This window comes from Streptomyces sp. NPDC005863 (assembly GCF_042871345.1).
GTDB lineage: Bacteria > Actinomycetota > Actinomycetes > Streptomycetales > Streptomycetaceae > Streptomyces.
Genome location: NZ_JBIAII010000012.1, coordinates 109,179 through 133,105 on the forward strand (window position 1 = coordinate 109,179; position 23,927 = coordinate 133,105).

20 protein-coding genes are annotated in these 23,927 nt (G+C 72.6%); 16 read left to right on the plus strand and 4 right to left on the minus strand.

Going from position 1 to position 23,927, the window contains the following annotated elements; translation table 11 throughout:
* The first annotated feature begins 11 nt into the window (after positions 1 to 11).
* The 3 genes from ACFYO9_RS32370 to ACFYO9_RS32380 are packed head-to-tail and all read left to right on the plus strand — an operon-like array spanning position 12 to position 4,173.
* Positions 12 to 2,393, plus strand: coding sequence for an FHA domain-containing protein (locus ACFYO9_RS32370; RefSeq protein ID WP_358775503.1), 2,382 nt, complete (start codon positions 12 to 14; stop codon positions 2,391 to 2,393).
* Positions 2,394 to 2,404: 11 nt separating this feature from the next.
* Positions 2,405 to 3,130 carry a hypothetical protein gene (locus ACFYO9_RS32375; RefSeq protein WP_358775505.1) on the plus strand — a complete coding sequence of 242 codons (726 nt, stop codon included), beginning with the start codon at positions 2,405 to 2,407 and terminating at the stop codon, positions 3,128 to 3,130.
* Positions 3,130 to 4,173 (plus strand): serine/threonine-protein kinase, encoded by a 1,044-nt coding sequence (locus ACFYO9_RS32380; RefSeq protein WP_355812922.1) that lies wholly within the window; start codon positions 3,130 to 3,132, stop codon positions 4,171 to 4,173. The genes ACFYO9_RS32375 and ACFYO9_RS32380 overlap by 1 nt, the downstream gene beginning before the upstream one ends.
* Positions 4,174 to 4,215: 42 nt before the next feature.
* On the opposite strand, the gene ACFYO9_RS32385 is transcribed toward ACFYO9_RS32380, so the two are convergent.
* Positions 4,216 to 5,517 (minus strand): streptophobe family protein, encoded by a 1,302-nt coding sequence (locus ACFYO9_RS32385; protein ID WP_358775507.1) that lies wholly within the window; start codon positions 5,515 to 5,517, stop codon positions 4,216 to 4,218.
* 149 nt (positions 5,518 to 5,666) lie between these two features.
* Between ACFYO9_RS32385 and ACFYO9_RS32390 the strand changes: the two genes are divergently transcribed.
* Both ACFYO9_RS32390 and ACFYO9_RS32395 read left to right on the plus strand, forming a co-directional pair.
* Positions 5,667 to 6,959 carry a DUF6777 domain-containing protein gene (locus ACFYO9_RS32390; protein ID WP_358775509.1) on the plus strand — a complete coding sequence of 431 codons (1,293 nt, stop codon included), beginning with the start codon at positions 5,667 to 5,669 and terminating at the stop codon, positions 6,957 to 6,959.
* A gap of 113 nt (positions 6,960 to 7,072) precedes the next feature.
* Positions 7,073 to 8,407, plus strand: a complete 1,335-nt coding sequence (locus tag ACFYO9_RS32395; protein ID WP_358775511.1) for a TerD family protein — start codon at positions 7,073 to 7,075, stop codon at positions 8,405 to 8,407.
* Between the two features lie 49 nt (positions 8,408 to 8,456).
* Here ACFYO9_RS32395 and ACFYO9_RS32400 read toward each other — a convergent pair whose 3' ends face one another.
* On the minus strand, positions 8,457 to 9,647 hold the full coding sequence (locus ACFYO9_RS32400) for a glycosyltransferase (RefSeq protein WP_358775513.1): 1,191 nt from the start codon (positions 9,645 to 9,647) through the stop codon (positions 8,457 to 8,459).
* Positions 9,648 to 9,705: 58 nt separating this feature from the next.
* Between ACFYO9_RS32400 and ACFYO9_RS32405 the strand changes: the two genes are divergently transcribed.
* Both ACFYO9_RS32405 and ACFYO9_RS32410 read left to right on the plus strand, forming a co-directional pair.
* A complete protein-coding gene (locus tag ACFYO9_RS32405; protein ID WP_358775515.1) occupies positions 9,706 to 10,494 on the plus strand; it encodes an aspartate/glutamate racemase family protein in 789 nt (262 codons plus the stop codon).
* A gap of 116 nt (positions 10,495 to 10,610) precedes the next feature.
* Positions 10,611 to 11,162 carry a hypothetical protein gene (locus ACFYO9_RS32410; protein ID WP_355812907.1) on the plus strand — a complete coding sequence of 184 codons (552 nt, stop codon included), beginning with the start codon at positions 10,611 to 10,613 and terminating at the stop codon, positions 11,160 to 11,162.
* A 52-nt stretch (positions 11,163 to 11,214) separates the two neighbouring features.
* Here ACFYO9_RS32410 and ACFYO9_RS32415 read toward each other — a convergent pair whose 3' ends face one another.
* Positions 11,215 to 12,252 (minus strand): O-antigen ligase family protein, encoded by a 1,038-nt coding sequence (locus tag ACFYO9_RS32415; protein ID WP_358775516.1) that lies wholly within the window; start codon positions 12,250 to 12,252, stop codon positions 11,215 to 11,217.
* A gap of 243 nt (positions 12,253 to 12,495) precedes the next feature.
* Between ACFYO9_RS32415 and lnt the strand changes: the two genes are divergently transcribed.
* From lnt to ACFYO9_RS32435, 4 genes are read left to right on the plus strand one after another with little or no spacing between them, the layout of a single operon-like run.
* Positions 12,496 to 14,124 carry an apolipoprotein N-acyltransferase gene (lnt, locus tag ACFYO9_RS32420; protein WP_358775518.1) on the plus strand — a complete coding sequence of 543 codons (1,629 nt, stop codon included), beginning with the start codon at positions 12,496 to 12,498 and terminating at the stop codon, positions 14,122 to 14,124.
* 47 nt (positions 14,125 to 14,171) lie between these two features.
* Positions 14,172 to 14,681 carry an NUDIX domain-containing protein gene (locus ACFYO9_RS32425; protein WP_358775520.1) on the plus strand — a complete coding sequence of 170 codons (510 nt, stop codon included), beginning with the start codon at positions 14,172 to 14,174 and terminating at the stop codon, positions 14,679 to 14,681.
* Positions 14,678 to 15,322: a GrpB family protein gene (locus ACFYO9_RS32430; RefSeq protein WP_358775521.1), complete on the plus strand. Its 645-nt coding sequence runs from the start codon at positions 14,678 to 14,680 to the stop codon at positions 15,320 to 15,322. Before ACFYO9_RS32425 ends, ACFYO9_RS32430 begins: the two co-directional genes overlap by 4 nt.
* Positions 15,322 to 16,218, plus strand: a complete 897-nt coding sequence (locus ACFYO9_RS32435; protein ID WP_358775523.1) for a hypothetical protein — start codon at positions 15,322 to 15,324, stop codon at positions 16,216 to 16,218. Before ACFYO9_RS32430 ends, ACFYO9_RS32435 begins: the two co-directional genes overlap by 1 nt.
* Here ACFYO9_RS32435 and ACFYO9_RS32440 read toward each other — a convergent pair.
* On the minus strand, positions 16,208 to 16,729 hold the full coding sequence (locus ACFYO9_RS32440) for an AAA family ATPase (protein ID WP_358775525.1): 522 nt from the start codon (positions 16,727 to 16,729) through the stop codon (positions 16,208 to 16,210). The two genes, ACFYO9_RS32435 and ACFYO9_RS32440, sit on opposite strands and share 11 nt — an antisense overlap.
* Before the next feature lie 133 nt (positions 16,730 to 16,862).
* On the opposite strand from ACFYO9_RS32440, the gene ACFYO9_RS32445 reads away from it, so the two are divergent.
* From ACFYO9_RS32445 to ACFYO9_RS32465, 5 genes are all read left to right on the plus strand, one after another.
* Positions 16,863 to 18,032, plus strand: a complete 1,170-nt coding sequence (locus ACFYO9_RS32445) for a methyltransferase (protein ID WP_358775527.1) — start codon at positions 16,863 to 16,865, stop codon at positions 18,030 to 18,032.
* Positions 18,033 to 18,224: 192 nt separating this feature from the next.
* Positions 18,225 to 20,585, plus strand: a complete 2,361-nt coding sequence (locus ACFYO9_RS32450) for a phosphoketolase family protein (RefSeq protein WP_358775529.1) — start codon at positions 18,225 to 18,227, stop codon at positions 20,583 to 20,585.
* Positions 20,586 to 20,768: 183 nt separating this feature from the next.
* Complete coding sequence (locus tag ACFYO9_RS32455) at positions 20,769 to 21,389, plus strand: hypothetical protein (protein ID WP_358775531.1); 621 nt, start codon at positions 20,769 to 20,771, stop codon at positions 21,387 to 21,389.
* A gap of 58 nt (positions 21,390 to 21,447) precedes the next feature.
* Positions 21,448 to 21,654 carry a hypothetical protein gene (locus tag ACFYO9_RS32460; protein WP_358775533.1) on the plus strand — a complete coding sequence of 69 codons (207 nt, stop codon included), beginning with the start codon at positions 21,448 to 21,450 and terminating at the stop codon, positions 21,652 to 21,654.
* A 379-nt stretch (positions 21,655 to 22,033) separates the two neighbouring features.
* Positions 22,034 to 23,896, plus strand: a complete 1,863-nt coding sequence (locus ACFYO9_RS32465) for a hypothetical protein (protein ID WP_358775534.1) — start codon at positions 22,034 to 22,036, stop codon at positions 23,894 to 23,896.
* The last annotated feature ends 31 nt before the right edge of the window (positions 23,897 to 23,927 follow it).

The window sequence follows — 23,927 nt, forward strand, 5'->3', positions numbered from 1 at the left end:
AGAATTCGGGCATGGGAGAGTGGCGGCCCATGGCGTCGACCGCGCCCGAACTCGTCCTGGAGACCGATTCGGGCTCCACGGTGATGAGTCCGGGGCGGGACTATCACGTGGGGCGCGACCCCTTGAGCGACATCGTCATGGACGACGCCCGCGTCTCCTGGCACCACGCAGTCCTGCACGCCGAGCTCGACCACTGGACCATCGAGGACGAGCACAGCACCAACGGCACGTACGCCGACGGACGGCGCGTCGAGGAGGGGGACATCGGACCGGGCAGCGTCATCCGGTTCGGCAGCGTCACCGACGGCCCCCGCGCGGTGCTCGTCGGCCGCGCCCCGCCCGAGCCCGTCGCAGCCCGGCCTGTCGCCGCCGGACGGCCCTCCTCCGTCAGCATCCCCTCGGCCACGGGCACCTTCCGGCAGCCGACGTCCGTACGCCCACTGCCCTCCCGCACGGTCCGCATCGGCCGCGCCGACGACAACGACGTGGTCATCGACGACCTGGTGGTCTCCCGACGGCACGCCGAACTGAGGGTGCTCGCCGACGGCACGTACGAGATCGTCGACCTCGGCAGCCACAACGGCACCTACCTCAACGGCCAGCCGGTGGCCCGCGCCCCGGTCGCGGCGGGCGACATCATCGGCGTCGGCCACCGCGCGTACTGCCTCGTCGGCGACGCACTGCAGGAGTACGTCGACACGGGCGAGGTGTCGCTCGACGTCCAGGGGCTTACGGTCGCCGTGGACAAGGGGCGCAAGACGCTCCTCGACCGGGTCTCCTTCCCCGTCGGCGAGAAGTGCCTGCTGGCCGTCGTCGGGCCCAGCGGCGCGGGCAAATCCACCCTGCTCAACGCCCTCACCGGGCTGCGCCCCGCGGACGACGGCACCGTCCTCTACGACGGCCGCGACCTCTACCGCGACTACGCCGAGCTCCGCCAGCGCATCGGTCTCGTACCGCAGGACGACATCCTGCACGCCCAGCTGACCGTGCGCCGCGCCCTCGGATACGCCGCCGAACTCCGCTTCCCCCAGGACACCGAGAAGGCGGAACGCCGCGCCAGGGTCGACGAGGTCATCCGCGAACTCGGCCTGGAACAACGCGTCGACCAGCCCATCCACAGCCTCTCCGGCGGCCAGCGCAAACGCGTGAGCGTCGCGCTCGAACTCCTCACCAAGCCGTCGCTGCTCTTCCTCGACGAGCCGACGTCCGGCCTCGACCCCGGCATGGACCGTTCGGTGATGCACATGCTGCGCGGCCTGGCCGACGACGGCCGCACGGTCATCGTCGTCACGCACAGCGTGCTCAGCCTCGACGTGTGCGACCGGCTTCTGGTGCTCGCCCCGGGCGGAAAGATCGCCTACTACGGGCCGCCGCAGGACGCGCTGCCGTTCTTCGGCTTCACCCAGTGGCCGGAGGCGTTCGAAGCCTTCGAAGGGGACCACGACCGGGACTGGGCCGAGGAGTACCGCCGCTCGCCCCTGCACCAGCAGTACATCGCCAACTCCTCCGCCCAGCCCTTCGCGGGCGGCGCACGGCGCGGCGCGGCCCCGCCCGCCTCCTTCGCGCCGCCGCCGAAGGCGCAGAGCTGGGGATCTCAACTGCGCACGCTGGTACGGCGGTACGCGGCCGCGCTCGGCGCCGACCGGACCTTCCTGGCGATCATGATCGCGCTGCCGTTCGTGATGGGCGCCATGGCGCGTGCGCTCGCCGGGAGCAGACTCACGCAGGAGACGGCGATGAACGCGCTGCTCATCCTCTGTGTGGGCGGCGTTCTGACCGGCGCGGCCAACGCCGTACGGGAGTTGGTCAAGGAGCGTGTGATCTACCGGAGGGAACGGGCCGTCGGGCTCTCCAGATCGGCGTACCTGATGTCGAAGGTCGTCGTCCTCGGCACGATCACCGTGCTGCAGGCGGTGGTGCTGACCCTGGTCGCCCTGTTCGGCGTCGACCTCAACGCCCCCGGCGGCAAGGGCGTGGTCCTGCCACCCCTCGTCGAGGTCACCTTGGCGGTGGCCCTGCTCGCGTTCACCGCCATGATGCTGGGACTCCTCGTGTCGGCGCTGGTGCGCAAGGAGGAGGTGACGATGCCGCTGCTCGTGCTCCTCGCCATCGTCCAGGTGGTGTTCTGCGGCGCACTCCTCAAGCTGAACGGGGTGCCGGGCGTCGAGCAGTTGGCGTGGCTCGTGCCGTCCCGCTGGGCGCTGGGCGCCATGGCGGGGACCATCGGCCTCGGCAGGATCGTCCCCGGCGACCTGACCGCCGACCCGCTGTTCCGCCACTCCCTGGGCGTCTGGCTGCTCGACCTGGGCATGCTGGTGGCCCTGTCCGCCGTCTTCGGGTACGCGGTCGCCAGACTGCTGCGCCGCCACGAACCCGCCGTCATGCGGAAGTAGGAGCGCGAGCGATGACCACTGCGGAGTTCCGCCCCACACATGTCGTCCCCCAGGACGGGCTGCCCGCCTGGGAGGCGCCGGACGTGCGGCGCCCGGCGGCCCCGCTCGACGCGCTGCTGCCCGTACAACTGATGGACCGGCTCGGCGACTGGGGCCGGATCGTCTGCGCCAACGGGTGGTCCGCGTGGGTCGACGGCAGGCTCCTGGTCGCCGTCCCGCGGGACCCGCCGGGCGCGGGTGGCCCCCTGACCCGGACGGCCGACCCCGGGCCGCTCCTGTCCAGGACCGAGGACACCCTGGGCCGCTACCGGCGCGCGGCGCAGGAGCTGGCCGAGGGCGGCGTCGACGGGGAGTCCTTCCGGCGCAGGACGCGGGGGCTGCGGGTGGGCGTGGTCGTGGAGGGCGAGTCGGTCTGGCTCTACGACGCCGAACACGAACGGTGGGTGTACTGCGACGGGACACAGCTCAGCACGTACGCGGCGGGGGGCGGCCCCAGCGCGGAGGGGGAGGGGACATCGGGGGATGGCGTGGGTACGGGGGAGACCCAAGTGGTCGGGGAGGTCGGGCCGCCGCAGACGGCGGAGCCGGACGAGACGCAACTGGTGGAGGTCGTGGCGCCCGGGAGGGCTGCCGCTCCGCGCGGCGGGCGGACCGCTCCCCAAGGCGGGCGCCCCGCCCCGCTCCTCCCACCCGAGGCGGACGCCTCCGAGCCGCCCCCACGATCCGGTGACGCCTGATGACCCCCGCACGGGTGCCCGCCGCTCCCGTACCCGCCCCGGGCGAACGCGGTCCGAGCCCGCACTCCGGCCGGCCCTCCGAACTGATCGGGAAACAGATCGCGGGCTACCGGGTCGAGGACGAGATCGGACGCGGCGGCATGGCCGTCGTCTACCGCGCCAAGGACCTGCGCCTCGACCGGACCGTCGCCCTCAAGCTGCTCGCCCCCGAGCTCGCACGCAACGACACGTTCCGGCAGCGCTTCACCCACGAGTCGCGCGTGGCCGCCGCGATCGAGCACCCGCACATCGTGCCGGTCTTCGAGGCGGGGGAGACGGACGGCGTGCTCTACATCGCCATGCGGTACGTCCCCGGCCGCGATCTGCGGCACCTCCTCGACCACGCGGGCCCTCTCTCCGTCAGCGCCGCGCTGCGCATCGCCACGCAGGTCGCGTCCGCGCTCGACGCGGCCCACGACCACGGTCTCGTCCACCGCGACGTCAAGCCCGGCAACATCCTGGTGGCCAAGGGCACGGACAGCGATCACCCGGAGCACGCGTACCTCACGGACTTCGGCCTCACGAAGAAGTCGCTCTCGCTGACCGGGTTCACGACCGTCGGCCAGTTCGTCGGGACCCTCGACTACGTGGCCCCGGAGCAGATCTCGGGCCGCCCGGTGGACGGCAGATGCGACGTCTACAGTCTGGCCTGCGTCGTCTACGAGACCATGGCGGGCGGGCCGCCGTTCCAGCGCGACGACGACATCGCCCTCCTCTGGGCCCACCAGTACGACGGGCCGCCCCGCCTGACGGAGAAACGCCCCGGTGTCCCCGCGGCCCTCGACGACGTGCTCGGACGGGCGCTGGCCAAGAGCCCCGAGGACCGGTACGGCTCCTGCCTCGCGTTCACCGCCGCGCTGCGGGCCGCGGCCACGGGCGGCACGGGGCGGGACCACCCTCCGACCCGGGTGGACCGCCCGGTCGTGGGAGCGTCGGCGGGCCCCGGCGCGCCTCCCGAACCGCCCGGCTGGGCCCGGCCGGTCTTCCGGCCCCTGACCGGCTGAGCGTGTCCCGTCGGTCGGCTCAAAACGCCGACCGGCCCACCCTCAGACGTGGTCGTTCTCCACCTCGCCCCGCCGGTGGACCCGCCGTGCGAGCAGGCCGCCGAGGAAGCCCGTGACCAGTCCCCAGGCCACGGCCAGGATCAGCGCCCTGCCCAGCTGGGGCCGCAGCCGCACCAGGCCGGACAGGCCGCCGCCGAGGTCCCCGATGCCGAGGAGCGAGAGCCCGTAATGGGCGGACACGCCGGCGAGCAGACAGACGGCGAGGACCGTGAGGGCCAGCGCCACCGCCATGTGCACGGCGTGCTGCCACAGCCGCATCCGCGCCGGGGAACGGACCGCCATCAGGAACGCGGCGCCCAGCACCAGGAGCGCCGCGACGACTAGCAGCCACCACACCCGCCCGTCGTGGTCGGCGAGCGTGTGCAGGCTGAGCGTGGAGATGTCCGGCGTCCGCAGCACGTCGTCGAGGACCTGCGGCATGGGCAGCCCGAACGGCCCGTCCACCCGGCCCTCCCACGAGGCGCCGAGCCCCAGGGTGAAGGCGAGCCAGACGAGATTGGGAAGGCCGAGCAGCACCACCGCGAACGTCTCGGTGGCATGACCCCGGGTGACCGCCACGACGAGCCCGATGACGATCCCGAGAGCGACGTACGACAGGAGCAGGACGACCATGGCGAACGCCGCGGGGCGCACCGACTCCTGGAAGCGCAGCAGGCGGGCGGGGAGCGGGGCCCCGCGCGAGACGAGGAGGGCCAGGGCGAGGACGCCGGCGAGCCAGAGCAGCCCGAAGAGGAGGGTCAGCGGCACATCGGTCTCGAACCCGACCTTCGGCGAGGAGTCCAGCAGATCGCCGATCTCGTCGGCGGGACCGTCCCCGAGCCCGATGGCGAAGCGGTGCCGGGCCAGCAGGCCGAGGCCGACGAGCACCAGGACCCACAGCACGGCGATCCGGCCGGCCCAGCCCGCGAGCTCCTTGGCATCGGCGACGGCCCGGTGCCGCAGCGGCCGGAGGAAACCCGCGGCAAGGATCAGGGCCCCGGCGAGGCTCACGGAGAGCGGGAGCACGGAGAGCCCGGCGTTCGTCTCGGCGATCATCCCGGCGTCGCCGGAGAGCCCCACGGAGCCGCCGACCGCCATCACGGCGACGGCCGCGACGACACTCGGGAAAGCCCCGCCGGGCAGGTCGGTCGCGCCCGCGGCCCACAGGCCGAGCGCCGCGACGACCGCCATGACCACCAGCGGGGCAAGTACGGCCACCACGGCGTGGGGCCAACCGTGGGGTGCCCGTCGGCCCTGCTCCGCGCGTTGCGCCGCTGCCCGCCGGGGCGGTGTCTGCTCGCTCACGTTGTCACGCTAAGCAGCACCGGACCGGCCCGCCCGTCGGGAGGGCCGACCGCGTCAGCTTGCGGGCCCCCGGAAACCCAGGCACACAATAGGCGCGTAACGGACAAAGCTGTACGTCGTGGTTCCCCCTACGCAGGGAAGAAGTGTTCGTGAGCGTCGAGCCGCCGTCGTCAGGACGCCCCACGGGGCCCCCTTCGGGTCCGCTCTCGGGCCCCTCACAGCCGAGCCCCTCGGGGCCGGACGAGACCCGGGCGGGCGCGACCCGCGCCGGTCCCGCGACGCCGCCGCCGGGCGGCGAACGGCCTTCGGGACCGCCTTCCGGCAGTGGTCCGCCGAGCGGCCCGGGCGGTCCGGGCGGCGGCGGAGGCCGTGGTGGTGGGCCCGAGGGCCCGGACGGGGGTTCCGGCGCGAGTCCAGGGCCGTCCCGCCCGTGGTGGAAGTCCGTGCCCCGCGTCGCGGCGATCGCCGCCGCGGTGGTGGCCGCCGTGGTGGTGACCCTCGTCCTCACCCGCCCCGACGGCTCGTCGCAGGCCGGCGGCGAGGTCCTCCTCCAGCCCGCGGGCAAGTCGGGGCCCGACCCCTTCACCGGGTCGACGGCCCGCGACGCTTCCACGCCCCCGTCCCCGAGCGCCTTCCCGAGCTCCTCGGCGTCGGCCAACGTGACGCGCGGCGTCGACGGCGGAGCGCCGGGCCTCTACGGCGGGACCCGGAAGGTCGCCAGCTGCGACGTGGAGAAGCAGGTCGACGCGCTCCGGAAGGACCCGGCGAAGAACAAGGCGTTCGCCTCGGTCGTCGGCGTCGAACCGACCGGCGTCCCGGCATACTTGCGTGCGCTCACCCCCGTACAGCTGCGGTGGGACACCCGTGTGACCAACCACGGCTTCCGCGACGGCCGGGCCACGAGTTATCAGGCCGTCCTGCAGGCGGGCACCGCCGTGCTGGTCGACGACCGCGGTGTGCCGCGGGTGCGCTGTGCGTGCGGCAACCCGCTGACGCCGCCCGTCGCGCAGAAGGGCACGCCGAAGCGGACGGGCGACGCGTGGCCCGGATACCGGCCGTCGAACGTCGTGGCCGTGGCGCCCGCCCCCCAGGCCGTGCACACGTTCGTCATGTACGACCGGGACAGCGGCGCCTGGTTCGAACGGACCAAGGGCGACACGGGAACCGGCGACACCACGACGAAGCCGCCGGTGACCGACCCCTCCTCGCCGCCGCCCACGTCCGCTTCCCCCGACGAGTCGTCCTCGACGAGCACTGCGCCGCCGTGCGCCTCGCGGGCGGCCGGTGCGTCGTCGGGGAGCTCGTGCCCGCCCTCGTCCGCGTCGCCGTCCGCACCGTCCTCCTCGCCGGCCACGCAGCCCCCCTCGTCGGCCCAGGAGGAGTCGTCGGCGTCCCAGCCCGCGCAACCGCCGTCGTCCCCCGGTGCGGACGGGAGCCCGTGACCGGAGAAGCGACGGGCGCCGGCGGGAGTGGCCTTCGCGCGGTCCGGATATAGGTTGGCCGCGAACGTGAACAGCGACCCCGCCGGACGCGGCGACTTGTGATGGGGGCGGACATGACCATGCCTAAGGGATCGAACGTGCCCGTACCGGCACCCGCGGTACGGATCGAACTGGGATGGGGTGCCGGCGCCGGAGTACCGGACGCCGACGCGTCGGCACTGTTGCTGGCCGCTTCCGGAAAGGTGCGCTCGGACGCGGACTTCGTCTTCTACAACCAGCCCGGGCACGCGTCCGGCGCGGTGCGGCACGAGGGCAAACAGCGTTCGGACGCCGGGGTGAGCGACGTGCTGACCGTCGACCTCGCGCGCGTGGAACCGCAGATCGAGACCGTGGTCCTCGCCGCGTCGGCCGACGGCGGCACCTTCGGGCAGGTCCCCGGCCTGTACATCCGCGTCCTCGACGCGGCCAGCGGCGCCGAACTCGCCCGGTACGACAGCTCCGACGCGACCGTGGAGACCGCGTTCGTCCTCGGCGAGCTCTACCGGCGCCAGGGCGCGTGGAAGTTCCGCGCCGTCGGACAGGGGTACGGCAGCGGGCTCGAAGGGCTGGCCACCGACTACGGCATCACGGTGGACGAGCCCCAGCAGGCGGCCCCCACGGCCTCCGCCGCGACGGCCCCCGCCCAGGCCGCTCCCGCCCCTCCGGCCCCGCCCGCCCCGATGACCCCGCCCGCTCCGGCAGCCCCACCCGCCCCGGCGGCCCCGCCCGCAGCCACCGCCCCTGGCGTACCCGCGACCCCCGCCGCCCCCGTGCGCCTGACCAAGGTCACCCTGACGAAGGACGCCCCTTCCGTCTCCCTGATGAAGCAAGGCGGCACCTCGGGAGGCATGCGGGTCAACCTCAACTGGGAGGTCCGCAAGCAGTTCAAGGGGTGGGGCGCCAAACTCGGCAGGGCCGTCGCCATGCACGCCGACCTCGACCTCGACCTCTGCGCCCTCTACGAACTCGCCGACGGCCGCAAGGGAGTCGTCCAGGCGCTCGGCAACGCCTTCGGGGCGCTGCACCAGCCGCCGTACATCCTGCTCGACGGCGACGACCGGACCGGCGCCGTCGCCACCGGCGAGAACCTCACCATCAACCTCGACCACATCAAGGACTTCCGCCGCATCCTCATCTTCGTGACCGTCTACGAGGGCGCGCGCAGCTTCGCCGACCTCAACGCCACGGTCACGCTCCAGCCGCAGCACGGCGCCCCGGTCGACTTCTCGCTCGACGAGTGCACGGTCCCCTCGACGGTGTGCGCGCTCGCCCTGCTCACCAACAACGGCGGCGACATCGTCGTCCAGCGCGAGGCCCGCTACCTGGTGCCGGACCGCGGCGTCAGCCCGCAGCGCACCGTCGACCACGCCTACGGGTGGGGCATGAACTGGACGCCCGGCAGGAAGTGACGCGCAGGCGCCGCCCGGGTCGGCGGCGCCCAGGCCGGGATGGCACAGATCAGTGCTGCTCGGGCGACGGTTCCGCCGCGGCGGCGTCGGGGCGGGCGTACGTCCGCCCCTTCCACGCCGCGCCCCGCCCCCGGTAGTGCTGCACCGCCGAGTCCACGGTCATCAGGAGGTACAGGAACGCGGTGGCGGGCAGCGACAGGGCGAGCCAGAGCGGCTGCCGGTAGTAGCGCAGCATCGGCAGATACGTCACGGTCATCACCAGCCACGCGAGACCGCCCGCCACCGCGGCTGCGGTGTTCCCCATGGCGAGTCCCGTGAACAGCGTGACGGGCGGGGCGAGATACACCAGCGCGAGGCCGCCGACCGTGCCGATCAGCAGCAGCGGCTGGTGCCGCAACTGGGCGTACGCGCTGCGCGACACCATCCGCCACAGATCGGCGAGACGCGGATACGGGCGCACGCTGTCGACGCGTTCGGCGAGCCCGAGCCAGATGTGGCCGCCCGCGCGCTTGACCGCGCGGGCGAGCGCCACGTCGTCGATCACCGCCTGCCGGATGGCGTCGGGGATCCGGGCGCGCTCGGCGGCGTCCGTACGCAGCAGGACGCAGCCCCCCGCCGCGGCGGCCGTCCGCGACCCCTTCCGGCCGATCCACCGGAAGGGATAGAGCTGCGCGAAGAAGTACACGAACGCCGGGACCACCAGGCGCTCCCACCCGCTCGCCACCCGCAGCCGGGCCATCAGGGAGACCAGGTCGTAGCCGCCGCGGCGGGCCGCCGCCACCAACTGGCGCAGGCTGTCCGGCTCGTGGGCGATGTCGGCGTCGGTGAGCAGCAGGTACTCGGGGTCACGCGCGCGGGCCAGGCCGATGCCGTGCCGTACCGCCCAGAGCTTTCCGGTCCAGCCGGTGGGCGGTTCGCCGGGGGAGCCGACGGTGAGAGGCAGGCCGCCGTGGCGCTCGGCCAGCGCGCGGGCCAGCTCACCCGTCCCGTCCGTACTGCCGTCGTCGACAAGGAAGACCTCGGCCCGTCCCGGATAGTTCTGGGCGAGCAGCGAGGGCAGGCTCAGCGGCAGGACCTCCGCCTCGTCCCGGGCCGGGACGACCACGCAGACCGGCGGCCAGTCCGCGGGGTCCCGGCGCGGTGGCAGCCGGACGTCCGTACGCCAGAAGAAGCCCTGCCCCACCAATAGCCACAGCCACGCGGCAAGCGATCCGGCGGCGATCCACGCAACGGCGCTCATCCGCCGAAGTCTGCCCCACCCAAGGGGTGCTGTGGGGCCCATCGACTATGGTGACCGGGTGAAGATCGCGCTCATGGACTCCGGTATCGGACTGCTCGCCGCGGCGGCCGCGGTACGTCGCCTGCGGCCCGACGCCGATCTCGTGCTCTCCTCGGACCCGGACGGCATGCCGTGGGGACCGCGCACTCCCGAGGACCTCACGGAGCGCGCCCTCGCCGTCGCCGAGGCCGCCGCCGAGCACCACCCCGACGCGCTGATCGTGGCCTGCAACACCGCGTCCGTGCACTCGCTGCCCGCGCTGCGGGCCGCCCTGGAGCCCGGGATCCCGGTCATCGGTACCGTCCCGGCGATCAAGCCCGCGGCCGCCGGCGGCGGACCCGTCGCCATCTGGGCCACCCCCGCCACCACCGGCAGCCCCTATCAGCGGGGGCTCATCGACGACTTCGCGCACGGTGTGGACGTCACGGAGGTGCCCTGCCCGGGCCTCGCCGACGCCGTGCAGTACGCGGACGAGCGGGCCATCGACGAGACGATCGCCGCCGCGGCGGCCCTCACACCGCCCGAGGTAAGGGCCGTCGTCCTGGGCTGCACCCATTACGAGCTCGTCGCCGAACGCATCCGGGCCGCCGTCCAGCAGCCCGGCGTGCCGCCGCTCGTCCTGCACGGCTCGGCCGGCGCGGTGGCGGCCCAGGCGCTGCGCAGGACCGGAGCGCTCGCGGGGACCGACGCCGGTGCGGCGGCGCCGGGCCTCACCGTCCTGCTCAGCGGCCGCGAGGAGCAGCTGCCGCCCGCCGCGCTCGCGTACGCCGAGGGACGCCTGCTCGCGGCGGTCAGCCCGGCGCTCTGAGCCGCGCCCGCACCGGGGCACCCCGCCACGACCCGGCGCCTGAGGGCCCGGCCCGGGGCGGTGGTCACTCTCCGCGACGAGGTGGCTTCGCGGCGGAATCTGAGTAGTCTCGAACCATGAAGGACCAAGCCCCAGGTGAGCGGGCCGCATCCGACGGCCCGCCGGAAGTCTGGACCGGACGCGCGACCAACCGCGCGCAGTGGCTCCTCGCCTGCGCCGGCGCCGCCTGTGTGGCGCTCGGCATCGAGCTCGCCGTGGACTCCATGTGGACGTCGGGCATCGCCCCGCTGGTGATGTCCGTCGTCGGGTGCATCGCGGTCGGACTCCTGATGCTCTTCGGGACGCTCGCCTTCGTCCACGTGGCCGTGAAGGTCGACCAGGAGGTGCTGGAAGTGCGCTGCGGCCATCTGGGGCTGCCGCGCCGCCTCATTCCGCTCTCCCATGTCGTCGGCGCGGACTTCGCGCCCGCCGTCACGCCCCGGCAGTGGGGCGGCTGGGGTTACCGCTGGCGGCCCGAGAAGGGCACCGCCGTGGTGGTCCGGCGCGGCGAGGGCCTGGTGATCAGCCTGGGCGACGGCCACAAGTTCACGGTGACGGTCGACAACGCCGAGGCGGGCGTACGCGCGATCCGCGCCCGCCTGGGGCTCAAGGGCGGCAACGGCTCCTGACCGGAGCGGGCTCGGCGGCCGGCGATCCCCTCCCTCAATGAGGGCCCCTCCCTCAATGAGGGTGTGGCGCCGGGCCGTCCCCGTCCCGCGCGGCGTCGTCCAGCGGCCGTGCCGTCGCGATCCCCGCGAGCAGCCCCGCCCCCGTCGTCACCACCGTCACGCTCAGCGCGTTGCCCACCGCCGCCACGGCGGTCAACCCCGTCAGGGCCGCGCCCGCCGACAGCACGACCTGCGTGGAGCCGGGCGAACGCCACAGCGCGTACAGCAGCCAGCAGTACACCCCCGCCAGCAGCCCCACCCCGACGAGCCCCTGCTCCGAGGCCTGCTGCAGCGGCGCCGAATGCGGCTTGCCGTCCGCCGGGACGTCCTCGGCGACCACGGGGCGGACCTCGCCGAACCGCCCCGGCCCGACGCCCGTCGCGGGGTCCCGCTCCGCGAGGCCCAGCGCGTCCTGCCAGAGCAGCACGCGATGCCGGCCGAGCCCGCCCTCCAGCGGAGCCGCGAGGCCCTCCGGCAGCGCTTCGTCGGCCACCGCCACCGAGACTCCGGTGACCAGCACCGCCGCGAGCGCGAGTGCGACGATGCCGAACGTCCTGCCGCGCAGCCGTGCGCTCGCGAGCGAACAGAGCAGCACCACGAGGGCGCCCGCGCAGCCGACCGGCGACCCCAGCGCCGCCGCCGTACCGGCGATCACCGCGGCGAGGAGCCGCAGCGCGAGACGGGCGGACGGACGACCGGCGGCCCACGCCGCGCAGCACGCCGCACCCGCCGCCAGGATCAGCACCCCGGCCGTGGCACCGGCGTGTCCGAGCGCGGACGGCGCACCGAGCGCGGGACGCGGCGCCGCCACCGCGAGCCCGAGCCCCGCGAGGGCCCCGGCGCAGGGCGCGGCGACCGGGAGCAGCGGCCCGCAGATCCGCCCGCCCGCGAAGCCGGCGGCCACGGCGAGCACCGCCAGGAGCATTCCTTCGGGGCTGCCGCCATGCACCCCTGCCGTGATCAGCGCCCAGGCGGCACAGCCGCCGAGCAGCGCCCCGCCCGTGGCGTCGGACGCGCTCCGCAGCTCCCCCGCCGCGGGACCGGTCGACACAGCTGTCCCCGTTGACCCCACCCCGTCGCCCCCCGGTGTATGACGGGCCCCTGCCGGCGCGGACCGTTCCACGGTGGCGTGCACCGGCCGGGCCTCGGGGACTCGGCCACACGCTAACCGCTGGCGCCCCCAAATGGGGTCAGTTGTGCAGGAACGATCCGGCGCACGAGGCGTGCCCCGGCCCGCGCCGTTCCCCGCCGACCGAGCTGTCGGCGTCCACACGGCGCGCCGTACACTCCCCGGGTGACCGCCACCACCACTCCCGTAGACGAACCGGATCAGCTGGATCCGCAGCCCCCGCAGGGTGGCCGTGCCCTGCGTGTCCTGCGACGGTTCGCTCCCGCCGCCGTGGCGGCCCTCTCCGGAGTGCTGCTCTACGTCAGCTTCCCGCCCCGCACCCTGTGGTGGCTGGCGCTCCCCGCCTTCGGGCTGCTCGCCTGGTGTCTGCACGGCCGGACCTGGAAGGCGGGCCTCGGCCTCGGCTACCTCTTCGGCCTCGGCTTCCTGCTGCCGCTCCTCGTCTGGACCGGCGTCGAGGTCGGCCCCGGCCCGTGGCTCGCGCTCGCCGCCGTCGAGGCGGTCTTCGTCGCCCTGGTGGGGGCGGGCATCGCGGCCGTCTCCAAGCTGCCCGGTCATCCGCTCTGGGCGTCCGCCCTGTGGATCGCGGGGGAGGCGGCACGCGCGCGCGTGCCGTTCAACGGCTTCCCCTGGGGAAAGATCGCCTTCGGCCAGGCGGACGGCGTCTTCCTGCCGCTCGCCGCGCTCGGGGGCACCCCGGTGCTCGGCTTCGCCGTCGTCCTCTGCGGCTTCGGGGCGTACGAGGTGGTCCGCCAGATCCGCGCCGCACGTGAGCCCTCGCCGGACGGCGTCCGGACCGTACGCCGCGGCGCGGCGGCGGTGGCCGTCCTCAGCGTGCTCGTACCGGTGGCCGGCGCCTTCGCCGCGCGGCCGCTCGTCAGCGACCAGGCGGAGGACGGCACCGCGACCATCGCCGCCATCCAGGGCAACGTCCCGCGCGCGGGGCTCGGTTTCAACGCACAGCGCCGCGCGGTCCTCGACCACCACGTACGCGAGACCGAACGCCTCGCCGCCGAGGTCAAGGCGGGCAAGGCGAAGCGCCCGGACCTCGTCCTGTGGCCGGAGAACTCCTCCGACATCGACCCCTTCACCAACCCCGACGCGCGCGTCGCCATCGAGGACGCGGTCAAGGCGATCGGGGCGCCGGTCTCCGTCGGCGGCGTCGTCGAGACCGAGGACGGCAAGCTGTTCAACGAGCAGATCCTGTGGGACCCGGAGAAGGGGCCCACGGCCACGTACGACAAGCGGCAGATCCAGCCCTTCGGCGAGTACATCCCGCTGCGGTCCCTCATCAGCGCGTTCAGCAGTGACGTCGACAAGGTGCGCCAGGACTTCAGCCGCGGCACCGAGCCCGGCGTCTTCACCATGGCAGGCACCCGGGTGGGCATCGCCACCTGCTACGAGGCAGCCTTCGACTGGGCCGTGCGCGACACGGTCACGCACGGCGCGCAGATCATCTCGGTGCCCAGCAACAACGCCACCTTCGACCGCAGCGAGATGACCTACCAGCAGCTCGCCATGTCCCGGATCCGCGCGGTCGAACACAGCCGTGCCGTCGCCGTCCCGGTGACCAGTGGCGTCAGCGCCGTGATCATGCCCGACGGCAAGGTCAGGGCGAAGACGACCTGGTACACCGCCGACTCGCTCGTCGAGGAGGTGCCGCTGCGCTCGTCCCGGACGCCCGCCACCCGGTTCGGCGTGCTGCCCGAGGGCATCCTGGTGCTGATCGCCGCGGGCGGCCTCGGCTGGGCCGTCACGTCGGCGGCGCGGGCCCGGCGGGCCGCGCGGGGATGACCGGGGACGCTGCCGGGCGGACCGCTCCCCGCGGTTAGGGTCGGAGCATGGCTACCCCTGACTTCATCCGCGCGATCCGGGCCGACGCCGGCCAACAGCTCCTGTGGCTCCCCGGAGTCACCGCCATCGTCTTCGACGACGACGGGAGGGTGCTGCTTGGACGGCGCTCCGACAACGGCAGGTGGTCGGTGATCGGCGGCATCCCGGAACCGGGGGAGCAGCCCGCGGAGTGTGCGGTGCGCGAGGTGTACGAGGAGACGGCGGTGCACTGCGTCCCCGAGCGCGTGGTCCTGGTGCAGGCACTCGAACCGGTCACGTACGACAACGGCGACAACTGCCAGTACATGGACATCACCCTGCGCTGCCGCGCGGTCGGCGGCGAGGCCAAGGTCAACGACGACGAGTCGCTCGAAGTGGGGTGGTTCGACGTGGACGCGCTGCCCCGCCTGCACGAGTTCTCGCTGTTCCGGATCAAGCAGGCGATGGCGGCGGAGGGCCCGGCCTGGTTCGCACCGCACACCCAGGACACCCAGGACGCCCAGGGCACCCAGGCATGACCGGCGGGGAAGGGGAGCAGCCGTCCCCGCCCGGCCGGAGCGCCCCGCACGGCGCGATGTCCGCCGACGAGATCGAAGCGGCCCACGTGGTCGCCGCGCCCAGGCTCGACGGCCGGATCACCCTGCGGGAGTACGACCCGCGCTGGCCGGACGTCTTCGAGCGCGAGGCGGCGCGGATACGGGAGCGCCTCGGCCACGTCGACCACCGCATCGAGCACGTCGGATCCACCTCCGTGCCGGACCTCCCCGCGAAGCCGGTCGTCGACATGCTGCTGATCGTCCCCGACCCGGCCGACGAGGGCTCCTACGCACCGGCCCTCGCGACGCTCGGCTTCGAGCTCGTGATCCGCGAGCCCGACTGGTACGAGCACCGCATGCTCCGCAAGCACGCACTCGACCCGAGCGCCGACACGGCCAACCTGCATGTCCTGTCGACGGGTTGCCCGGCGGCCGAGCGCATGCTGCTCTTCCGCGACCGGCTCCGGGAGCACCGCGGCGACCGCGAGCTGTACGCCGACACCAAGCGCTCGCTGTCCCGGCAGACGTGGGAGTACGTGCAGAACTACGCCGACGCCAAGTCCGAGGTGGTGGCGGGCATCATGGCACGCGCCGACCGGGAGCGCCGGGCGCGCCGGGAGTGATGACGGCGACCGGGCGCGGCAGGCGGGAACCGGCGCCGGGCGGCGGGCTCGTCCTGGCCGTGACCGGCGTCCGGGGCGACCGGCCCCCACTGCGCTTCGAGCGCACCGGAGACCGCGAGTGGGCCCTTCGGCAGGGCGAACGGCTGCTGATACGGGCCCGGTCGGAGGGCGAGGGGTGCTGTCGCGACCTCCGGCTGCACCGCCGCCCCGGCTACCGTTCCGTACTGCCACCCGTGTCCGCCGCGACGACGAGGGGCGGCCCCAACTGGCCCCACCTGTACGCACGGTGGCTCGAGGATGCCGCACAGGGGCCGCTGCACCACGGGCGCTGGCTGCTGAATCCGCGCGCCCGCTTCGCCCCCGGCATCTGGAGCTCCGACCTCGTCCAGGAGTGGCCGGACACCACCCTCGAACTGCTCTGCGGCGGTGGCTGGCACGGCGTGCTGCCCCTGCGCCCGCTCCCGGCGCCCGACGCCCCGCGCGTGAAGGCGTACCGCAAGAACGCCCGCGACGGCACCCTCGCCCCGGTCCTGCTGTGGTGGGTGTCCTTCCTGGACGGCTGGCTGCTGCTCGACGGGCACGACCGGGCCGCGGCCGCCCTGGCGGAGGGCACCGAACCCGCGGCCGTGGAGCTGGTCCGCACCGCGGACGACGCCGACTGGCGGGCGGTCGCCGCGCAGATCACCGACGGCCACGAGGCGCACCGGGCAAGGCTGGCCGCGCGCCCGGCGGACCCGCACGTCGAGCGGCAACGTCAGGCGCTGGCGCGGGGGTACGCCGACGCGATCTCCACGCTGCCGTACGAAGCGGACGCCACCCCTGTGTTCCCGGCCGAGGGCGACTTCCTGGCCGAGGGTGGCTTCCCGGCTGAGGGTGACGGTGGCCTCAGTTCTTGACGGCGTCCGCGATGCGCAGCGCGGCCTGTTCGGGGCTGAGACGGGTGGTGTCCACGACCTCCGCCTCGGCGTGCAGCCAGGTGCGGGCGGCCTCGGCGTAGGGCTCGAGGTGGGCGTGGCGGAACTCGGAGGGGCCGAGGACGGTGTCCCCGTCGATGCGGCCGCGCAGGGTCTCCTGGTCGGCGTGGAGGACGAAGTGCCGTACGGGGATGGCGTGTTGGGCGAGGCCCGCGCTGATCTCCCGCCAGTACTCCTCGACCAGGACGGTCATCGGGACCACCAGGGTGCCGCCGGTGTAGTCGAGGACGTGCCGGGCCGTCTCGACGACCAGCGGCCGCCACGGCGGCCAGTGCTGGAAGTTGCCCGTCCACGGCAGCCCCGGCTTGATGTCCATGAGCGTCTCGCCGACCTTCTCGGCGTCGAACACCCGTGAATCCGGCAGCAGTTGCTGCACGAGGCGGCTGGTCGTCGTCTTGCCCGCGCCGTGGGTTCCGTTCAGCCATATGATCATGCGGCCGAGCGTAGCGATCCGCCCGCGAGGGGCACGAACGTTCACGGCGCGCGGGCGAGCCGACACCTCGTGCGCCCGTGGCACCCCGCGCGGAATCCGTAGCCCGGCCGCACTCCGTTAGCCTGAGGGCACGATGAACCGTTTGAGCACGTCATGGGGCGCGTACGACCTCACCCGCTTCCCGGAGGACCCCCGCGACCAGCTGCGCGCCTGGTCGGCCGCCGACGCGTACCTGCTGCGCCACCTCGCCGGGGAGGAGGGGACGGACGCCGTCGCTCTCACCGGCACGGTGGTCGTCGTCGGCGATCGGTGGGGCGCGCTGACCACCGCTCTCGCCGGGCACGCGCGCGTGCCCGTGCAGATCACCGATTCCTTCCTCGCCCAGCAGGCCACCCGGGCCAATCTCGCGCGGGCGGGCCACGTGCCGGACGCGGCCCGGCTCCTCACCACCCGGGACGCCCCGCCCGAGCGCGTCGACGTGCTCCTGGTCCGCGTACCCAAGAGCCTCGCGCTCCTGGAGGACCAGCTGCACCGGCTGGCCCCGGCCCTGCACGAGGGCACCGTCGTCGTGGGCACCGGCATGGTCACCGAGATCCACACGTCGACCCTGGAGCTCTTCGAACGGATCATCGGGCCGACCAGGACGTCGCTGGCCCGGCAGAAGGCGCGCCTGATCTTCAGCACGCCGGACCCGGCGCGCGCGGCGGGCCCGAACCCCTGGCCCGGCAGCTACGTGCTGCCCGCCGACTCCGGCGCCGCCGCCGGCCTGACCGTCGTCAACCACGCGGGGATCTTCTGCGCCGACCGGCTCGACATCGGCACCCGCTTCTTCCTCAAGCACCTGCCGCGCGCCCGTGGCGGCGCCCACGTCGTCGACCTGGGCTGCGGCAACGGCGTGCTCGGCACCGCCGCCTCCGTGGCCGATCCCGACGCCACGGTCACCTTCATCGACGAGTCCTTCCAGGCCGTCGCCTCCGCCGAGGCCACCTTCCGGGCGAACGCCGCCGAGGACGCCGAGGCGCACTTCGTGGCCGGCGACGCCCTCGCGGTGGTCCCGCCGGGCACCGTGGACCTCGTCCTGAACAACCCGCCCTTCCACAGCCACCAGGCCACCACCGACGTGACGGCCCGCCGGATGTTCTCCGGGGCCCGCGCCGCCCTGCGCCCCGGCGGCGAGCTCTGGGTCATCGGCAACCGCCACCTCGGCTACCACCTCAAGCTCCGCAAGCTCTTCGGCAACGCGGAGGTCGTGGCGAGCGACCCGAAGTTCGTGCTGCTGCGGGCGGTGAAGGGCGGCCACTGACCCGCCGCCCGCACGGCCCCGCTCTCCTCGCCCACGCGCCCCGCCCGGTGGCGCGCGTCCCGCACGGCTGGTGTGCTGGACGCGCATGAGCCGTTCCGTACGACTGACCCGCCGCTCTCGTGGAACCCGGCCAGTACACCGCCGTACCGCCGAACCGGTCGTACGTCCCGAACCCCGCGAGGAGAGAAGCCCGTGGCAGCCCTGGCGAAGGAACATCTGGCGGCGCTCGACGCCCACTGGCGTGCCGCCAACTACCTGGCCGCCGGTCAGATCTACCTGATGAGCAATCCGCTGCTCACCGAGCCGCTGCGACCCGAGCACATCAAGCCGCGGCTGCTCGGCCACTGGGGCACCTCGCCGGGCCTCAACTTCGTCCACACCCATCTCAACCGCGTCATCAAGGAACGTGACCTGGACACGCTCTGCGTGTGGGGTCCCGGACACGGCGGTCCCGCGGTCCTCGCCAACGCGTGGCTGGAGGGCAGCTACACGCAGGTGTACCCGGACGTCACACGGGACGCCGCGGGCATGGCGAAGCTGTTCCGGCAGTTCTCCTTCCCCGGCGGCGTGCCGAGTCATGTGGCGCCCGAGACGCCCGGGTCGATCCACGAGGGCGGCGAGCTCGGCTACTCCCTGGCGCACGCCTACGGAGCGGCGTTCGACAACCCGGAGCTGCTGGTCGCCTGCGTGATCGGCGACGGTGAGGCCGAGACCGGACCGCTGGCCGGCTCCTGGCACGCCAACAAGTTCCTCGACCCCGTGCACGACGGCGCCGTCCTGCCGGTCCTGCACCTCAACGGCTACAAGATCGCCAACCCCACCGTGCTGGCCCGGCTCCCCGAGGCCGAACTCGACGCGCTGCTGCGGGGGTACGGCCACGAGCCGCTGTACGTGGGCGGCGACGACCCGCGCAAGGTCCACCAGGCGATGGCCAAGGCCATGGACCAGGCCCTCGACCGCATCACCGCCATCCAGCGGGCCGCCCGGAGCAACGGGGCGCAGGGCCGCCCGCGCTGGCCCGTGATCGTCCTGCGCACGCCCAAGGGCTGGACCGGCCCGGCGACCGTGGACGGCGAGCCGGTCGAGGGGACCTGGCGCGCCCACCAGGTGCCCCTCGCCGGGGTGCGCGACAACCCGGAGCACCTGGCCCAACTGGAGCAGTGGCTCCTCTCGTACCGCCCGCGCGACCTCTTCGACGCGGACGGCCGCCCGACTTCGCAGGTCCTGGCCTGCGTGCCCGCGGGCGACCGCAGGCTCGGCGCCACCCCGCACGCCAACGGCGGACGTCTTACCCGCCCGCTGCCGGTGCCGTCCCTGGAGCGGTTCGCGGTCTCCGTCGACAAGCCCGGCACCACCCTGCACGAGCCGACCCGCGTCGCCGGCGACCTCCTTGAGCAGGTCATGGCGGACACCGCGGGGCGCCGCGACTTCCGGGTGGTGGGCCCGGACGAGACCGAGTCCAACCGGCTCGGCGCGCTCTACGAGGCGACCGGCAAGGCCTGGCAGGCCCGCACCCTCGCCACCGACGAGCACCTCGCCCGTGACGGCCGCGTCATGGAGATCCTCTCCGAGCACCTCTGCCAGGGCTGGCTGGAGGGCTACACCCTCACCGGCCGGCACGGCCTGTTCTCCTGCTACGAGGCGTTCGTCCACATCATCGACTCGATGGTCAACCAGCACATCAAGTGGCTGAAGACCTCCCGCGCGCTGCCCTGGCGCGCGCCCGTGCCGTCCCTGAACTACCTGCTGACCTCGCACGTCTGGCGCCAGGACCACAACGGCTTCTCGCACCAGGACCCCGGCTTCGTCGACCACGTGCTCAACAAGAGTCCCGAGGTCGTACGGGTGTACCTGCCGCCGGACGCCAACACCCTGCTCTCCGTCACCGAGCACGTCCTGCAGAGCCGCGACTACGTCAACGTCGTCGTCGCCGGCAAGCAGCCCTGCTTCGACTGGCTCACCCTCGACGAGGCCCGGGCGCACTGCGCGCGCGGCGCCGGCGCCTGGGAGTGGGCCGGGACCGACGCCGGCTCCCGCGAGCCCGACGTCGTCCTCGCCTGCGCCGGGGACGTGCCCACCCAGGAGATCCTCGCCGCGGCGGCGCTGCTCCGCGAGCACCTGCCCGATCTGGCCGTGCGCGTCGTCAACGTCGTCGACATCGCCCGGCTGATGCCGCAGGAGGAACACCCGCACGGGATGTCCGCCTCCGAGTTCGACGCGCTGTTCACCCCGGACAAGCCGGTGATCTTCGCGTACCACGGCTACCCGTGGCTGATCCACCGCCTCGCCTACCGCCGCACCGGCCACGCCCATCTGCATGTGCGCGGCTACAAGGAGGCGGGCACGACGACCACGCCGTTCGACATGGTGGTTCGCAACGACCTCGACCGCTACCGCCTCGTCATGGACGTCATCGACCGGGTGCCCGGTCTGGCCGTGCGCGCGACGGCCGTACGCCAGGCGATGGCCGACGCCCGCACCCGCCACCACTCCTGGATCCGCGAACACGGCACGGACCTGCCGGAGGTCGCCGACTGGACCTGGCCGTTCTGATCCGACCACACGACCGCGACACGAGGAGGGGGCATGGCACCGGCCGACGAACTGTTCATGACGTCCGCGGCTCCTTCGCCATGAGCCTCGGCGGGCTCCCGTACACCGAGCGCTCCGACGCTGCGGCGGCCCTGCACCTGAAGAAGAGGGGTGCCGGGTCGGGCATGATCACCCGTCCTGGACTTGGACATCGACGTGGAGATTGCCGCCACCCGCCGGGACGCCGCAGCTGCCCGCCGCACAGGGGCGAACCTCCGGACCTCGTACGCCACCGCGGTGCCGGATGCTGTCGCCGCAGCCCTGGCCGACGTCCGTGACCTCGGCCCCCAGGGAAGTGCGGGCATCGTGTTCGGCCGCGACACCACATCTGATGCGGAGCGTGCCGTACGTGACGTCCAGCGCCTCATTCCCAGGGACTGGCTGGCCACGCCGGAAGGGCGCCGGCTCACCGCGGTGACCGGTGCTGCTGGCCGGTACGAGCCCGGGGCAGGCCGCGCCACGGTCGCTGCCCTTGAGGACGCAGGGGTGGGCACGGCTGCACACGCCTTGGCTCAGCACCTCGCGACGCACCTGCCGGACCTTGACGCAGCACAGCGCACCTTCTGGTACACACGCACGCACACCGGCCGCCCCGGCGCCCGCACGCTCGACCGCACCGCTCTGGGACGTCTCCTGGCGCAACAACAGACGCGGACCGACACGGGTGACAGCCTGGCGCGCTCCTTGCAGGCAATGTTCACCGGCGACCGGTACTTGGACGACGACATGCGCTCCTTCCTCCTGGGCCTGCTCGCCACCCGATGAAGGAGGAGACGATGCCGCACACCGCCACTGGCCGGTTCGACGATGGTTCTGCTACCAGGTGCAGGTCACCGGAGACACGGACCGGCCGGTGATCGGCTCCGTCCGCGTGGCCGCGCTCGTCGAGCTGCACACAGGCGAATCGATCTCGCTGACACCCACGGGCCCGTTGTGCGTGGTGGCCGGGAACGACGAGGCCACTGTCCTCGCAGTCCTCCGCCGGTATACCAGCATCCTTGAAAGCAGCGGCGCAGGAAAGAACAAGTGATGGTCCCGGACTGAAGTCCGGGACCATCTACCCGTTCGTCCACCAGGCGATTCGTAGCTACACACAGCCGGGTTCCGTATGCATGATCTGCAACAGGCGTCGAGGCGGCATGCATTGGCCACACATGATCCACGGAATGGCGGGATTCCGCACAACCGTGATGCCAATCACAGTCAAACATGCGGCATTAATAGGTGCATTAGCCGCTTGGTGGCATTGCTTCCGCATGCTCAGCCCGCATAAAACGGCTCATGGTAAGGACTGTGCAACTCGCTTCCCAGTAAGGAGACATGGGTTGATACGCAGGCAGATGACGCAGTTAGTGCGAAGGGCGGCCATAGGTGCTGCCCTTGCTCTTCTTCTCGGTTCCAGTCCGGCAATGGCCGTAGGAGTCGAGGGAAGCATCGACCCCAATGCGGCACCTTCCAGCCGCCCTGCAGCAGGCCCCGAGTCGCGCACCGTGACTGCAGGCAGCAGGCCAGAGTCCGGCAAGACTCCCAAGGCTGGTCCGGAGTTCAAGAAGACCGGCGACGTGTGGACCGCCACAAGCCCAGAGACGGTCCTCCGCAATACGGTCACCGACGCGGACGGCGACAAGAGCACCGAGACGTTCGAGGTCTGGACGACTGACGCCGACGGGAAGGCGAAGGACCTGGTCAAGTTCCCCGGCAATGACGACGGAGTCCTCGTCTCCTCGTATGTATCTTCCGGCAGCACGGCCGAGGTCACCGTTCCACCCGGCAAGCTGAAGCCGGGCGTCACCTACACCTTCCACACGTCCGCGTTCGACGGCGGCCTGTATGAGACGAAATGGTCTCCGTGGGCCAAGTTCCGGATCGCGCCCTACGCGACCTTCCCGGCGCCGCAGACGAGTTCAAACATCGACCCGGTGGCCCAGAAGGTACAAGAGATCTTCCGCAGCGACCCCGGTGCGCTGGCGATCCGCAAGGCCGGAGGAACGAACTGTTCAAAGGCCGACGCCCAGGGGCGCCAGGTGTGCCTCAAGTTCCACCCGGCATCCGAGAAGCAGAAGTCTCTGCTTTCCCCCAGGGCAGAGGTTCCGGACCTCGTGTCATGGTGCTCCGACAAGCCGTCGGGCCACGACTACATCAACCGCGCCGATGCCTGCCTGAACAATGTCGGCAGCGCCGAGTTGATCTTCACTTCGGGCGGAGACCGGGACAAGCCGCCCTTCGGTGTGGCGACGTTCAACTTCCAGCAACGGCTGAAGGCGTACCCGAACAAGACGTCCGGCGGCAGTGACTTCGCGGAGTTCGACCAGCAGCTGTTCGTCACTCCCACCTCCATCGACCCGCAGCTTCTTGGCGTCCGCCTCACCTGGAACGCAGGAACGGTCTGTGACCACTGCACCAGCACCCAAGTGGCCTGGAAGGACTACAAGACGGGAGAGGCCGAGCGGGGCTACTGGTTGGACAGCGAGGTCGGCCAGACGCAGGTTGCCAGCACCACCACAAAGTGGACCGGCACCGGCAAGGAGACCATCGGCCTGACATGGGACATGGTCGGCGCTGTCGACGTCGATCTTGACCTCGCCGCGCGCGCCAACTTCGGCACCAGCGGTAAAGAACTCAAGGTTCGCTGCGACGATCTCAGCACGGGTAGCCAAACACCCGGGTGTGTACTTCCGTACTACACCCCGACCTACACGATGGACACCAACAAGTACCCGGCGGCCGGCGCCTACTACTGGTTCATGCAGCAACGCATGATCGGAAAGCCCGGTACCGGCGACGCGCCAATGCACTACCTTGGTCCGGACACCACCAAAACCAACACGAGCGGCCAACCGTGGTCCACGGACGACAGCCGCAAGGTGGTCTGCCCGACCTCATGGGAGAAACATCCCATGGACGCCTCGATGGGGTCGCCGCCGTCCTGTGACGAGTTCGCCATGGCCTCAACCCACGAAAGTGGCGGATACCCCGACGCCAGCAACAAGTACCAGGTCTCCTCAGGAGACAAGTGCGCACAGCTCTACGCCAACCCGTCGGGGAGCTCCTTCGGCCTCTTCGCCGACACGCGCAAGGACAAGAACGGCCCCTCCAGCGCCGAGAAGTGCGGCCGCGCCACGATCCCCCGCGTGCAAAACAATGAAGCCTTCAAAGAATTTCCGGCTCCCGCCTGGCGCATGCTCGACAACGACGCCTTCTACCTCAGTAACCCCGGCTTCGAACACTGCACCACCGCCAGCGGCACCTGCGCGTGGAAGAAGATCAGCTAAACCTTCGTGACGTGTGGGGTGAGGGCGAACA